This window comes from Winogradskyella sp. HB-48, assembly GCF_049942685.1.
Taxonomy (GTDB): Bacteria; Bacteroidota; Bacteroidia; order Flavobacteriales; family Flavobacteriaceae; genus Winogradskyella.
Genome location: NZ_CP187934.1, coordinates 2,826,235 through 2,842,078 on the forward strand (window position 1 = coordinate 2,826,235; position 15,844 = coordinate 2,842,078).

The window sequence follows — 15,844 nt, forward strand, 5'->3', positions numbered from 1 at the left end:
AAATGAAAATACTTGTAACTGGTGCTGCTGGCTTCATTGGCTTTTTTACGTCCAAAGTACTACTAGAAAAAGGACACGAAGTTGTAGGTCTAGACAATATCAATGATTACTATGATGTAAACCTAAAATTCTCAAGATTAAAAGAATTAGGGATTGACAGAAATGATGCCGAAAGCTTCAATAAACTTACTAAAAATACAAATGATAAATTTTCATTTGTTAGAATGAATCTTGAGGATCGTGAAGCTTTACCAAAACTTTTTGAAGAAGAAAAATTTGATGTTGTTTGTAACTTAGCTGCTCAAGCAGGTGTAAGATATAGTCTTGAAAACCCAGAAACTTATATAGATTCTAATTTAGTAGGTTTTTTAAACATTCTTGAATGTTGTAGACACAATGACATTAAACATCTAGTCTATGCAAGTAGCTCAAGTGTTTATGGTCTTAACGAAAAAATACCGTTTTCTACAGATGATAATGTAGATCATCCTATTAGTTTATACGCAGCTACTAAAAAGAGTAATGAATTAATGGCACACACCTACAGCCATTTATTCAATATTCCTACTACTGGCCTTAGATTCTTTACTGTATATGGACCTTGGGGAAGACCAGATATGGCCATGTTCCTATTTACCGATGCTATTGTAAACAATAGACCAATAAAAGTGTTTAACCATGGGAAAATGGAACGCGATTTCACTTACATTGATGATATTGTAGAAGGAGTTGTTCGTATCTGTGAGAAACCAACTCAAGAACGTATTAATGCAAAGGCTCTATACAAAGTCTATAATATTGGAAATAATAATTCAGTAAAACTATTAGATTTTATTAAAGAAATAGAATTTAATTTAGGTAAGAAAGCTGAAAAAAATATGATGCCTATACAACCGGGTGATGTTGAAAAAACTTGGGCAGATGTAGATCAACTTATCAAAGATTATGATTACAGACCTAACACCTCTATAAAAGAAGGAGTTAAGTCATTTGTAAACTGGTACAAATCATATTACAACAAATAATGTAATGTCGCACAACGATATAATAAACATTTCTACACTAATTGAATGAAGTTTATCGTAAAAACCAGTCGTTGATATATTAATTTGTAGATAATTAAATAATTCCCACACTTTTGTGGCGCTAAATAAATTAACCCGAGTCAAACACATAAATTTAAAATGAAAATTTCAAAAATTTGCTGTATTGGAGCTGGATATGTAGGTGGACCTACAATGGCTGTAATCGCTAAAATGAATCCCAACATTCAAGTTACTATCGTAGATATTAATGCAGAACGAATTGCTGCATGGAACGATGAAGATGTTTCAAAATTACCTATCTACGAACCTGGTTTAGCTGAAATAGTTGCTGAGACCAGAGGTAAGAACCTACATTTTTCAACAGAAATAGATAAAGCCATCGATGAATCTGAAATGATTTTTATTTCGGTTAATACTCCAACCAAAACTTATGGTAAAGGAAAAGGTATGGCTGCTGACTTAAAATACGTAGAACTTTGTGCAAGAAATATTGCGGATGTGGCAAAGACAGATAAAATTGTAGTCGAAAAATCTACATTACCTGTAAGAACTGCTCAAGCAATTAAGAGTATACTACATAATACAGGAAGTGATGTTAAATTTGATATTTTATCAAACCCTGAATTCTTAGCAGAAGGTACAGCCATTAAGGATTTATTAAATCCTGATAGAGTTTTAATTGGTGGTGAATCCGAAGAAGCAATTGAAGCTTTGGCAAACATCTATGGCAGTTGGGTACCTCAAGATCAAATCTTAAGAACTAATGTATGGTCTTCGGAGTTATCAAAATTAACTGCTAATGCTTTCTTAGCGCAGCGTATTTCTTCTATAAATGCTATCTCTGAACTTTGCGAGAAAACCGAAGCTGATGTAAGTGAGGTTGCTAGAGCTATTGGTATGGACTCTAGAATTGGTTCAAAATTCTTAAATGCATCTATTGGTTTTGGTGGTTCTTGTTTTCAAAAGGACATTTTAAACTTAGTCTATATAGCAAGAAGTTACGGATTGAATGAAGTTGCTGATTACTGGGAACAAGTAATCATATTAAACGATCATCAAAAAAGAAGATTCTCTGATAATTTAATCAGTACATTATACAATACTGTATCTGGTAAGAAAATTGCAATGCTTGGTTGGGCTTTTAAGAAAGACACAAACGACACAAGAGAATCAGCCGCAATTTATGTTGCTGACCATTTGTTGAGCGAACAAGCTAATATCGCTGTATACGATCCAAAAGTACCAAGCAAAAAGGTATATGCCGACCTTAATTATTTGCAAACACGTTCGGAGGATGAAAATAAAGCCTTAGTAGAAACTTTTGATGATCCTTATGAGGCTGTCAAAGATGCTCATGCTATTGCTATTATGACTGAATGGGATGAGTTTAAAACTTACGATTGGAAAAAGATTTTTAATCTAATGAAAAAGCCAGCTTTCATTTTTGATGGTAGAAACATACTTAACAAAGATGTAATGGCTAAGATAGGATTTGAATATTCTTCTATCGGAAAATAAAGCTTAGCTTTATAAAAACAAATTCAATATTTGATATTATTCAGATTTGAATTAAATATAAAAGCGTAGTAATGAAAAACAAGATTAGTAAATCAGTATTTTTTATTGCCGCGCTTTTTTTAGGTATTATAATCGGTGTTTTAATTAGGCACAATCCCAACAGTTGGTCAGCTATTAAGAGTTTATATATTAATAATAGTGCTAGTTCAAAAAAAAGCAATTGGAATACTGATTTTAGTATTGCTAGTATAGAATCTAGTTTAGATAACACAATTCAAAAAGCATATTTTTATCAAACAAAATCTAAGTCCCCAAAACCTTTAATAGTCAGTTTGCACACTTGGAGTGGTGATTATACTCAATATGACGCTATAGCTGAACTCTGTCGTAATAGAGATTTAAATTATATTCATCCTGATTTTAGAGGTCCTAATAATTCTTCAAAAGCTTGCTGTAGTGAATTTGTGTTATCTGATATTGATGATGCTATAACTTATGCCCTAGATAACTTTAATGTTAATAGTGACCAGATTTATATTATTGGCTTTAGTGGAGGTGGCTATGCGACTTTAAGTACTTTTATGAAATCTAAACATAAAGTAAAAAAGTTTTCTGCTTGGGCATCTATTTCGGATTTAGTTGCCTGGCATAAAGAAAGTAAGATTTTAGAAAATTTTGAATATGTTGATAACATCCAAAGATGTACAGAGTCTAATGGGAAGCTTAATATTGAAATTGCCAAACAAAAATCCCCAATTAATTGGCAAACACCAACTTACAAATTAGACCATCAAAAGTTGAATATATATGCTGGCATTTATGATGGATTGCAAGGTAGTGTACCAATCACCCACTCTATCAATTTTTACAATAAAGTATTGAAAGATTTAAATGTGATGGACTCTATACACTATGTGTCGGAAGAAGAAAAGTTATCGCTGCTTGAAAAGAGAGAAGCCTTGGGACTATTTGGAAATCTATCAAACAGGCAAATTTTCTTGAAAAAGACATACAAAAATATAAGTTTGGAAATATTTGATGGTGAGCATGAAATTTTATCAGAATATGCTTTAAATGAACTACTTAGTTCAAATTAATCATTAACATAAAACTAAAATGATAGTTTTTTATTACAGACATCGAAGTTTTTACCTTATTAACTTAAAAACTACTATTATTAAAATCTTTTACTAATATTTGAATTCTAAATCTACAAAACCTAACCAATGAGTATAACTGCTGTTAAAAAAGAGCGACTATATCACCTTGACTTTATAAGGTTTTTTGCAGCTTTGTTTGTTGTCTTTTACCACTATTGTTTCAGAGGTTTTGCAAAAGACAATTATTCCACATTAGAGTTTCAATCTTTAGAAGGCTTTTCAAAATATGGTTATCTGGGTGTTGAGTTATTCTTCATGATAAGTGGATTTGTCATCCTCATGTCTGCAAGAAACTCTAATCTCGTTAATTTTTGCATTTCCCGTTTTACAAGATTATATCCAGCATTTTGGTTTTGTGTTTTATTATCTGCATTAATAATAGCGTTATTTGGCGCGCCTCTTTTTAGTGTAGATTTAAAGCAAGTTTTAATAAACCTTACTATGTTTCACGAATTTATTGGTGTTGAACATGTTGATGGTGTTTATTGGTCTCTAACAATTGAATTAAAGTTTTACATACTTATAGGGCTGTTGCTTTTATTTAGACTTATAAAATTTATAGAAGTATTTGGTTGGCTATTATTACTTCTTTCGGTATTACAACTTATTATCCCCTTTTCAGAAGCTAATATTGTTTTAAAGGCTATTTACTATATGTGCTTTGTAAAAAGTAGTCCTTTCTTTGTTGCGGGAATGTTCTTTTTCTTACTAAAAAACAACAAGAGTATTTTAAAAAATATTCCACCGATAATAGCGTCATATAGTCTTGCTATTTACATGACTTTTGAAAGTACGGCAAATCGTAATTTAAAATATGATGGTGTTTACGATGTAAATACTGTAATAGTTTTAATTACGCTCTTTTTTATAGTTATGTTTTTGGTAAGTACAGATAAGTTAAATCTTTTTAATAAAAAGATATTCTTGTACTTTGGTGTACTCACCTATCCTTTATATTTAATTCATCAAAAAATTGGATATATCATCTTAAATAGTTTTGGGGCATACATCAATAAATGGATTTTACTTTTTAGTACTATTATGTTAATGCTTGTTGCTTCATACCTAATCAATAAATACATAGAAAAGCCATTAGGGAATTATATGAGACAAAAGTTAAAGGCAAATGAATTTTTAAATAAATTGAAATTAACTTTAAGGTAATTTAAGCTTTGAATCAAAAGAAAAAGAAAATAGCATTTGTTATTGGCGCTTTAACACCAGGTGGTGCTGAGCGTGTTATTTCTACACTCAGCAATGCATTGGTAGAAGACTTTGATGTTGCTATAATTACTTTTAAAAAATCGACCCCTTTTTATAGGTTAGATGATAGAATTAAAGTGATTTCATGCTTTGACAAAATAGACAAACCTACTTCTGTATTTGGCTCTATAAAGCTCAATTATAATATCCTTAAAAAGGTTACTGCAATAGTAAAAAACCAACAAATAGATTTACTAATAGGTTTTATAACTTCAGCCAATATAATTGCAACTCTAGCTGCCAGAAGAAATGGTATACCAAGTTTAATTAGTGAAAGAAATGACCCATTAAAAAAGGATATTCCACGTTTTTGGGTAATGTTAAGAAAACTTGTTTATCCAAAAGCAGATAATCTCATAGTGCAAACAGAAAAGGTAAAAACTATATACACTAATATGCTAAAGCATAAAAACATTACTGTTTTACCTAACCCAATTTCTTCGGATTTATCTAAACTGAGAAAAAATGATGTCAATAGGGAAAAAATAATACTAACTGTTGGCAGACTAAATAATGACAAAAGACACGACAAATTAATAAAAGCAGTAGATTCCCTTAAATTGGAAGGTTGGAGAGTTATTATTATAGGAAAGGGGCCAAATAAAAAGAAGCTAATCAATCTCATTGAAAGCCTTAATTTATCTAATCAAATAGAGATCTTATCAAATATTAAGAATATTCATGATTACTACATGAAAGCGTCACTATTTGTTTTTACATCTAAAGCTGAAGGCTTTCCAAATGCACTATTAGAAGCTATGCATTTTGGTTTGCCTTGTATTTCTACGGATTGTAATTATGGCCCTTCTGATTTAATTACAGATGGTAAGGATGGGTTTTTAGTTCCAGTTAATGATCAAGAAGCATTGATTGAGAAAATTGATAAGCTAATTAAGGATGATGAGTTAAAAGAACTTTTTTCAAAGAATGCAGTTGAAACATCATCAAATTATACCAGTGAAAAGGTGACAGAAAAGTGGAAGAACGTAATAAATCAGCATCTCTAAATGAAAAAATTCCTGAAACATATTGCCTACGGTCTATTTTTCTTTGTCTTGATCAACCTTTTGATAGTATTAAAGTATGAATATCCTGCTTACCAAGCCATAAAAAATAAAACGCATAAAAACTATCAAAAGTGGAATAGCATTCATACTAATAAAAATACATATGATCTAATAATCTTAGGATCTAGTAGATCTTATACAGGTTTTAACCCAAAGGTTATTGATTCTGGCTTAAACATAGAATCTTTTAATATGGGAACTTCTGCTCAAGATATAGCAGAATCATACTATTCCCTTGTTGAAATTTTAGAGTATCAAAAGCCTAAATATGTTGTTCTTGGAACCTTTCTGAATTTATCAGATAACACTCACGATTATTACCAAATTTTTTCGAATGCTTCTTTCTTTAAATCTTCAAAAAATAAATTTGACTTGGTAACTGATGGTTATGGTAGTGAGGGAGTAGCTAATTACTTAATACCATTGGTGAAATTTAATAATTACATTAAACAAGATTTAATGTCTGCTTTCTCAAATAAACCTGAAAAAGCACCAGAGACTGATTGGTATAAAGGCTTTTTGAAAGAAACTGCAACCATTAGTCAGGCTCAGATTAAGGCCTTAAAACCTATTCCAAACTTTAGCAATACTACATTTAACGAAGAGCGCTTTAAAACTTTTTTGAATAAGATATATAACCTTACCAAAGCAAAAGGAATTAAGTTAATAGTCCTAAGAACACCTTACCCACCATCTCGATTAAAACTTAGCGACAACACTGATGAAGAAAGTTTTTATAAAAATTATTTAAATATTTATGAGGATGTTGATTATTATGATTTGAATAATTATAAATCAGAACTATTTAAATATGAAGATGCAGATTTTTCAGATTATCATCATGCTAATATTGAGGGTGCCCGTAAAATGAGCCAACAGGTTGTTGACATTATAAAAACCAATCAAAATAATTAAAAACAACTATGCTTTTTAATTCATTAGAATTTTTCATCTTTTTGCCTATAGTCTTTACTTTATATTGGCTTATTGGTAATAATCGCATAAAGCAACAAAATGTATTGATTGCTATATCGAGTTACGTATTTTATGGTTGGTGGGACTGGAGATTTTTGTTTTTAATTCTGTTCAGCTCTTTGGTAGATTATACCATAGGTTTAAAGCTTAATTCAGAAAACAAGTATTCTAAGCGAAAAGTACTTTTATGGGTAAGTATTTGTGTAAATTTAGGCTTTCTTGGATTCTTTAAATATTATAACTTCTTTATAGATAGTTTAGTAGAATCTTTTACGTTTTTTGGCGGACAACTTAATATTAACACACTTAATATTATACTACCAGTTGGAATCAGCTTCTATACTTTTCAAACTCTAAGTTACACTATAGATGTATATAACAAGAAATTAGAGCCTACCAAAGATTTTTTTGCTTTTATAGCTTTTGTTAGCTTTTTTCCTCAGTTAGTTGCTGGGCCGATTGAGAGAGCCACTAACCTATTACCTCAATTTTATAAAAAGAGAAAGTTTGTTTACGAACATGCAGTAGATGGATTACGCCAAGTACTTTGGGGATTATTTAAAAAAGTTGTTATTGCTGATAATTGTGCTACTTATGCTAATATGATTTTTAATAATCAGGAAGATTATTCTGGGAGTACACTTCTAATAGGTGCATTTTTCTTTGCATTTCAGATATATGGTGATTTTTCTGGCTATTCAGATATTGCTATTGGTATTTCAAGACTTTTTGGTTTTAACCTAAAACGAAACTTTGCATTCCCTTATTTCTCAAGAGATATTGCTGAGTTTTGGAGACGTTGGCACATTTCCTTATCTACCTGGTTTAGGGACTACTTATATATTCCACTAGGTGGTAGCAAAGGCGGTACAAAAATGAAGATTCGTAATACGTTTATTATATTCATTGTTAGTGGTTTTTGGCATGGTGCCAATTGGACATTCGTTGTTTGGGGAGCGTTAAATGCATTATACTTTTTACCATTACTTTTATTAAACAAAAATAGAGTCAATACCAACTTGGTAGCTGAAGGCAAATATTTCCCAACAATACGAGAGTTATCTCAAATGACATTGACATTTTTTATAACGCTTATAGCATGGATATTTTTTAGAGCAGATAACGTAACTAATGCATTTATATACGTAAAGGATATGTTTACTTCAGCATTATTTACAAAGCCTGAAATTTTTCCTATGACAATTTTAGGGTTAGTTGCCTTTTTTATGTTTATTGAATGGTTAGGAAGATCAAATGAATACGCAATTCAGAATATTGATTTTATGAAAAAACCTATTCGTTGGAGTTTCTACTTTTTATTGATAATTCTAATATTTAGTTTTACTGGAGAACAACAAGAGTTTATCTATTTTCAATTTTAAGTTTCATTTTAATACTTTTAACTACTCTTAATTACCTAATACCAAAACAATAAATGAAAATCCTAAAGTATATAACTTTTGGTTTAGTTATTTTAAACATACCTTCAATTGCTTTGTCAGCATTTGGAGGTGGTATAGGTAGTTTGCTGAGTTATGTTACTATTTTATTCTTGGCGATTTATTATTTCTTAGAAAAAAAGACACGCCCTAATTGGTGGCTTATAATCATATCCATATTATTTTTTATGATTGGTGGTTTACAATTTATCGGGCTCACATCAGGATTTATTTACGATACCATTAAGTATTTTATTTATCTCATTAGTGCTTACGAACTTGTGAAGAATACGAGTATCGCTGAATTTAATATTTTCTTATTACTTGGTGCATTAACCATACCATTAGAAGCACTTTTATTTACAAGTGAGTATGGTCGATATGCAGGATTCTATATTAATGCTAATGTTGCTGGCTTTATTTGTATAACAGGTTATGCAACCACTTATGGTCTAAAGAATATAACCGCTAAACTTATAGGCCAGTTTTTATTTACGCTAGCGGGTTTGCTTACCTTTTCGCGAACATTTATTGTTATTTGGTTATTGATTAATGTTATCTCTTTAAAAATAAGTATAAAAAACATCAGAATTTTTGGTCTTGGATTTCTAATTATCGGAACGCTTTTTTTTATTGATGAAGTTGTTGGGCTAAACAACCCTAGATTTGATCAACTAAAAGCTATAGTCAATAATGAGGGTGTAGACACTGAGGAAATAAATGAAGATTCAAGGGCAGACACATGGGCAATGTTTTACGATAAGATTTTAGACTCACCTATAATTGGCAATGGATACGGCTCTTTTTCAGGAAAAGAAGGTCATGGCTTAGGAGTACATAACTCTTATCTCATGGTACTAGGAGAAGCTGGTATACTACCGTTTATTTTATTTGTATCATATATTGGATATCTCTTTGTTATGAGTATTTTTTATTTTAACAAAAAGCCAAATTTGATAATGCAAACTATTGCGCTTTCACTCTTTTTATTAGCAAATCATAATTTCTTTACCTTTTATTATGTATCCTTTGCTGCTATGTGGATTCAATACCAAATAGAACTAGCAAAAAATGATAATGATGTTTATGAAGCTGAAGAAGAAGATTCTTTAGCAACTGCATAAAAAAATAGGTAAGTTATAAAACTTACCTATTTATCTTGTTTGGTCATTAACTTATCTCACAATCAATCTTTTGTATAGTTCTCTTTGTACATCAACTAATTTTACAAGATAAATACCTGGTCGTAAACTGCTGACGTCTACTCGTGTTGTTGACGAGACGCTTAGACTTACGTTTTCAACTCTTTTTTGATAAATAAGCTTTCCTGTTAAATCATATAGATAAAATCCTGTTAATTGATCACTTCCAGAAAGCCTGATGTCAACATATTCAGTAGCAGGATTGGGATATACTGAAAACTCAAATTCTAAATCTGGCCCATCAACTGGATCATCAACTACTGCTCCATCATTACAATTGTTATCTACAAAAACTGTTACAGTATCCTCATCAAAATCTAAAGCATTAAATACTGTTACTGTATATTCAGTTGTCTCGGTTGGGGATACTTGAATAGACTGAGTTGTTTCACCTGTACTCCAGACATATTCGTCTCCACCTGTAGCTGTTAAAGTTACTACATCTCCTAAACATATCTCTTGATCTTCACCAGCATCAGCTTCTACTTCAGGAATAACATTAACCGTAACTTGTTTTTCATCATAACAATCCCCTACATACCCTCTAACTTCATAAGTTGTGGTTTGAGAAGGGCTGACGGCAATATTTGGTTGAGTTGCACCATTATTCCACTCATATGTGTTTGCACCAGAGGCAGATAACGTAACGAAATCACCACTCATTATGTCAACGCTTTCCCCATTTAATATTACAACATCTGGATTAGGATCTACAAAGACTGTTACTTCGTCAGAGTCTTCTTGTGTGCCAGAAGTAACAGTTACTGCATAGGTAGTAGTAGATAAAGGACTCACGATAATACTTTGTGTTGTTTCGCCAGTACTCCATAAATAACTATCACCAGGACTTGCAGTCAATACAACTTCGTAAGCATCGTCTTCACAAACATGTTCATCTTGACCTGCAGATACAACTAAGAGCGCTTCAACTGTTACAGTTACTTGTGCTTGAGATGAACAAGTTGCTGTTGTACCAGTAACGGTGTAAGTCGTAGTTGTATTAGGAGTTACAAGAATTGTAGCACTTGTTTCTCCTGTACTCCATAGATATGTTGATGATCCAGAAACAGTCAATTGAACACTTTCTCCTTCAATGATCGTTAAATCTTCAGTTACTACTAATATTGGTAAATCATTAACTACAACTGTTACTTCATCCGTATCTGAGTTCCCAAAATTATCTTCAACTGTTACTGTATAAGTCGTAGTTGTATTTGGACTTACGGTTATCTGAGCTGTTGTTTCTCCAGTATTCCAAGTGTAATTTATACCTCCAGAGGCTGTCAGTACAACTTCATTACCATTACAAATTTCAACATCATCACCAGCATCAGCAATTAGCTCTGGAACTACAGTTACAGTAACTTGCTCTGTATCTTGACAATTTTGGTTAGTTGAAACAACAGTATAGGTTGTTGTTACAGATGGACTAACAACAATAATATCTGTAGTCTCACCTGTACTCCATAAATAGTTGTCACCGCCAGTTGCAAAAATTGAAGCTGACTCTCCCGACATAATGGTTACATCCCCACTAACACTTATATCAGGTGATTCTAAAACATTGACTGTTACAGAATCTGAATCTGAATTTCCGAAACCATCCTCAACCGTTACTGTATAAGTTGTTGTTGTATTAGGACTTATTGTTATTTGTGCTGTGGTTTCACCTGTACTCCATGTATAGTTTATTCCACCTGAAGCTGTTAATGTCGCTTGTTCTCCATTACAAATCTCTACATCCTCACCTGCATCAGCAATGAGTTCTGGAACCACGGTTACAGTAACTTCTCCATTACTGGTACATCCGTTTACCGAAGTAGAAGATACAGTATAAGTAGTGGTTACGGATGGTGAAACATCTATTGATGCTGTAGTTTCACCTGTACTCCATAAATAATTGTCACTACCAGTAACTGAAAGTGTAGTCGTTTCACCTTCCATAATAGTTACATCATTACTAACTGTGATAGTGGGTAAAGGATTTACAAATACTGTTATGTCATCAGTACTTGAGCAATTATTGGAAGTTACTTCAACAGTATATGTGGTATCTGCACTTGGTGTGACCGAAATTGAAGCGGTTGTTTCCCCATTACTCCATAAGTAATTATCACCTCCACTGGCAGTAAGTATTACGGTATCACCCTCGCATATTGTTTGGTCATTACCTGCTTCAGCAATAGGCATTTCATTAACTGTTACTGTTACACTGTCATCATCGCTATTTCCAAAGTCATCAAAAGCAGTAACAGTGTATGTAGTTGTAACTATTGGACTAACTTCTATTGAAGCAGTTGTTTCGCCATTACTCCATAGATATGTTGTTCCACCAGATGCAGAGAGCGTAACGGACTCGCTTTGGCAAATATCTTGGTCCGGTCCTGCGTTCGCCTCGAACGCTTCCGGAAAAACCGTTATGACAGATATATCAGAAAACCCACCATCATTAGTAGTAAAAGTAATAGTAACTTCACCTACAGAAATGGGCGTAACAATACCATTATTATCAACAGTAGCTATGGACTCATCACTACTAGTCCATACACCAGATTGGTCTGTTGCATTGCTAGGAGTTATTGTAGCTGTTAATGTAATAGTATCTGGGATAAAAATTTCAGCAGTATCTGGGGTAACGTCTACACCAGTAACATCTATGACAGGAACTGGAGCTGTATTATCTACTTGGTTTAAGTACTCTTCTATCCATGTATAACCACTAGGTGCAAGATCGTTGTGGCTTGCTCCAGTTGGCATATTGGCATCATACCAAACTTCAGGAATATGCTCGCTCTTTGAAGGATTATACCAATTTGCAGGTCTAGAATTACTTAATGCCTGAATTGGTAATATTAACGTGCTATTTCTAGGCTCATTTGCATCAACATCAACTCCATTTACATATTCAATATCATAAATATCCCTGTAAAAGCCTACTGTACCATCATCTTTAATGTATTGTGATGCACCTACTAACGGTAAAAGATTATCCTTTAAATCTGAGTTAGGGTAAATCTCATAACTACGCCCTAATATCGGAAGACTTTGGTCAACAAACCAATTTTGGGGCAAAGGCTCAAAATTAACTTGAAATCTAGTCCACGCAACACTTTCGTCACTATCATAACCACTAGGCACAGAATAATTACCACTTGGCTCATTTTGTAGAAAATTATTTTCATTATATATATTAGGTACAGCTGTTGGATTTTCATTATAACTACACCAAAGAAGTTGATTTGTAGTATTATAGCCTGCTTGATAATAATTTTCTATATGATTAAGTTTATAATCCCAATGATCCATTCTGATTAATCTATTCTGCCAATTATGAACAATATTATTTATTGCATCTGCTTTGATAGCACTTCCACCTTTAAATGGTACTCTGTGACCTGAATTATAATAGACATTCCTCATAACAGTATAACTTCCATCCTCAAATTGTCTAGTTCCTTCGGGTGTGGTATTACCTATAATCAAAGCATAACTACACTGACCTATCAAATTATTTGAAAATGTAGCCTTGGTAAGTTCTCCTTCACTTGAGCTTGCGATAGAAGTTGCGGTTGAATTAGAAACATGGGAGTAAGAACAATGATCTACAATAGTATTGTTGTTTCGGCCTACGTGTAATGAGCCTGAATAACCACCTGAATTTCTAAATTTTAGATACCTAACGATAATATTAGGCATTCCAGATATTCTAATTCTATTACCCGTAACTGTAATGCCACCTTCAGGTGCTGATTGCCCTGCAATATAAATTGATCCTGTATAACCACCTTCATCACCAGGTGAATTGCTACAATATATTTGATCCTGTAATTCTATTACACCACTGACATCAAAAACTATAATCCTGTCTAGGGCTTTATTTTCTATACCTTGTATTGCCCATCTTAGTGTACCCACATCTTCCCTACTTCCGTCTGCGAGACTTGTAACGTGTAAAACGACACCACCTCTAGCTCCATCTGTAAAAGCTGCAGCACCATATGCTTCTGGAAAGGCTGGTAATTGTGCGTGAATAAAATTTGATATAAAAACTTGTAATAAAAAAATAAAGTAAAAGTTTTTACTATCTAGTAGGTTTTTTTGTAGTTTCATTTTCATTCTTCTATTAATCAATTATTTGGGGTGTAACAATATTAAATATTAAAAATCTATTTTAAAGTCTAAATACATTAAAATTCGATTAAAAACATTTTTTTGTAAGAAAATACTTTTAAAATGGTTTTTTTTCCACAAAATTCATATAAATACGTTCAACAGCACTTATTTGGACTATAAATTTTAATTTTTAACAATACGAATCTTTTTCTTACAAATAAAACATCTTAATCGATAAAAATGCGAAATTAAATATTTACAAACTCTATTTGATAATGAGAATGTTATGAATATTAAAAAGTTATAACAAGTTTATTAACAATCTAATACATAAAATAATTTAAGCTGATAACGAATAGGGATTAAGCAATATGATAAATGCAAAACTGATAGAAATACCTATTTGCACTTTTGACGTTTTTTAAGGTAAATTATCATGAAAATATAAGATTCTACTAATCATTTTATATTATTGTTGTTTATAATAATGCATAAATGTCTAGAGTCTCCAAATCTTTAAAAAATGCAAAAGTTGGTGTATTTTTCTTCATACTATCAATTTTTGTGCAATTCTTTTCCAGAAAGATTTTCTTAGATAATCTTGGTGATGAATTTATAGGCTTAGAAACTACTCTAAGAAGCGTTTTAAGTTTTCTCAATTTGGCTGAGCTAGGTATTGGCACTGCTATAGGTTTTACACTATATAAACCGATCTTTGATAAAAATCATAAAGAAATTAACAAAATCATAGCGCTCCTAGGTGTACTCTACAGAAAAATTGGGTATATTATTTTTGGTGTAGGATTCATTATCTCTCTTTTCTTCCCTTTAATTTTTGAAGAGACCCCTTTCTCTATAATACTTATATACTATGTGTTTTACTCATTATTGATATCTGTTCTTCTAAGTTATTTTGTTAACTATCATATTAGTTTATTGGGAGCTGATCAAAAAGGATATATAGTACAGCAATATTTTCAGACTTTTAATATTGTTCGGGTAATTCTTCAGGTTATTGTTGCCCTATATTTTAAAAACTTTTATCTGTACATTACTCTAGAATTGATCTTTAGCATAGTCTACAGCATTGTTGTTCGCTATAAAATAAAAAAGGAATACCCTTGGTTAATTATTAATTCCTCTCAGAAAACCGAAATCATTAAGGAATATCCTGAAATAATTGTGAAGATTAAACAGGTGTTCTTCCATAAAATGAGTGCTTTTGTTAAAAATGGTACAGATAACCTCTTAATATATGCTCTTATCAATCTGCAGAGTGTTGCTTTTTTTGGTAATTATCAATTAATATTTCTAAAACTTATTGGGCTTGTAAAAATGGCTTTTGCTGGCACAGGTTCTGCTGTGGGGAATTTAATTGCTGAAGATGATGAAAAAAACATCAAAAAAGTACTTTGGGAGCTTATTGCAATTCAATTTTTTATTGCTGGTTTCTTTAGTATGATTATTTACCATACAATGGATGCCTTTATAATATTATGGTTAGGAGAAAAATACATCTTATCTCATACTATATTATTACTAATGATTGCTAATTTCTTTATGATACAGATTAGCTCACCAATAGAGCGTTTTAAAAATGCTTATGGCTTATATTCCGATACTTGGGCTGCCATAACTGAAGCATTGATAAATCTTGCAATATCATTTATTTTCGGTAAACTATATGGCATTGCAGGTATAGTCTTGGGTACTGTAGTAAGCCTGTTTTTAATTGCTGTACTATGGAAACCTTATTTCTTATACAAAAATGGGTTTAAGAAAAGTGTTTTTCTCTACTGGAAAGGCCTTCTACCTATGATATTGGTCTTTGTTGCATCTGCTTTCATTATTAATTTCGTAAAAGATTACTTTTTTTATGATTCTGAAAATATAAATCTATTTAATTGGATTATATACGCTATTCAAGTTACTGTTGCTGTTACTGTAACATATACAACCCTATTGTATTTGTTTGTACCAGGATTTAAAGTGTTTTGCATTAGAGTAAAAACGTTAGTTATCAACAAACTATCCAGATGATTTTGAATTGATTTATATTTA

The 15,844-nt window shown here is 31.7% G+C and carries 10 protein-coding genes; 9 read left to right on the forward strand and 1 reads right to left on the reverse strand.

From position 1 onward, the window contains the following. Positions 1–2: 2 nt before the first annotated feature. The 8 genes from ACPX19_RS12790 (at position 3) to ACPX19_RS12825 (ending at position 9,592) form a co-directional block, all read left to right on the forward strand. Positions 3–1,025 carry an NAD-dependent epimerase gene (locus tag ACPX19_RS12790; RefSeq protein WP_426430402.1) on the forward strand — a complete coding sequence of 341 codons (1,023 nt, stop codon included), beginning with the start codon at positions 3–5 and terminating at the stop codon, positions 1,023–1,025. Between the two features lie 159 nt (positions 1,026–1,184). Further along, positions 1,185–2,564 carry a nucleotide sugar dehydrogenase gene (locus ACPX19_RS12795; RefSeq protein WP_426430404.1) on the forward strand — a complete coding sequence of 460 codons (1,380 nt, stop codon included), beginning with the start codon at positions 1,185–1,187 and terminating at the stop codon, positions 2,562–2,564. Between the two features lie 71 nt (positions 2,565–2,635). Then, positions 2,636–3,661: an alpha/beta hydrolase family protein gene (locus tag ACPX19_RS12800; protein ID WP_426430406.1), complete on the forward strand. Its 1,026-nt coding sequence runs from the start codon at positions 2,636–2,638 to the stop codon at positions 3,659–3,661. A gap of 129 nt (positions 3,662–3,790) precedes the next feature. Next, positions 3,791–4,888, forward strand: coding sequence for an acyltransferase family protein (locus tag ACPX19_RS12805; RefSeq protein ID WP_426430407.1), 1,098 nt, complete (start codon positions 3,791–3,793; stop codon positions 4,886–4,888). Positions 4,889–4,896: 8 nt separating this feature from the next. Beyond that, on the forward strand, positions 4,897–5,994 hold the full coding sequence (locus tag ACPX19_RS12810; RefSeq protein WP_426430408.1) for a glycosyltransferase family 4 protein: 1,098 nt from the start codon (positions 4,897–4,899) through the stop codon (positions 5,992–5,994). Then, entirely contained in the window at positions 5,995–6,969 is a 975-nt protein-coding gene (locus ACPX19_RS12815; protein WP_426430409.1) for a hypothetical protein, read from the forward strand. Between the two features lie 8 nt (positions 6,970–6,977). Continuing rightward, positions 6,978–8,411 carry an MBOAT family O-acyltransferase gene (locus tag ACPX19_RS12820; protein ID WP_426430411.1) on the forward strand — a complete coding sequence of 478 codons (1,434 nt, stop codon included), beginning with the start codon at positions 6,978–6,980 and terminating at the stop codon, positions 8,409–8,411. A gap of 53 nt (positions 8,412–8,464) precedes the next feature. Next, on the forward strand, positions 8,465–9,592 hold the full coding sequence (locus tag ACPX19_RS12825) for an O-antigen ligase family protein (RefSeq protein ID WP_426430413.1): 1,128 nt from the start codon (positions 8,465–8,467) through the stop codon (positions 9,590–9,592). Positions 9,593–9,643: 51 nt separating this feature from the next. On the opposite strand, the gene ACPX19_RS12830 is transcribed toward ACPX19_RS12825, so the two are convergent. Beyond that, entirely contained in the window at positions 9,644–13,780 is a 4,137-nt protein-coding gene (locus tag ACPX19_RS12830) for an Ig-like domain-containing protein (protein WP_426430415.1), read from the reverse strand. A gap of 498 nt (positions 13,781–14,278) precedes the next feature. Between ACPX19_RS12830 and ACPX19_RS12835 the strand changes: the two genes are divergently transcribed. Further along, complete coding sequence (locus tag ACPX19_RS12835; RefSeq protein ID WP_426430416.1) at positions 14,279–15,823, forward strand: lipopolysaccharide biosynthesis protein; 1,545 nt, start codon at positions 14,279–14,281, stop codon at positions 15,821–15,823. The last annotated feature ends 21 nt before the right edge of the window (positions 15,824–15,844 follow it).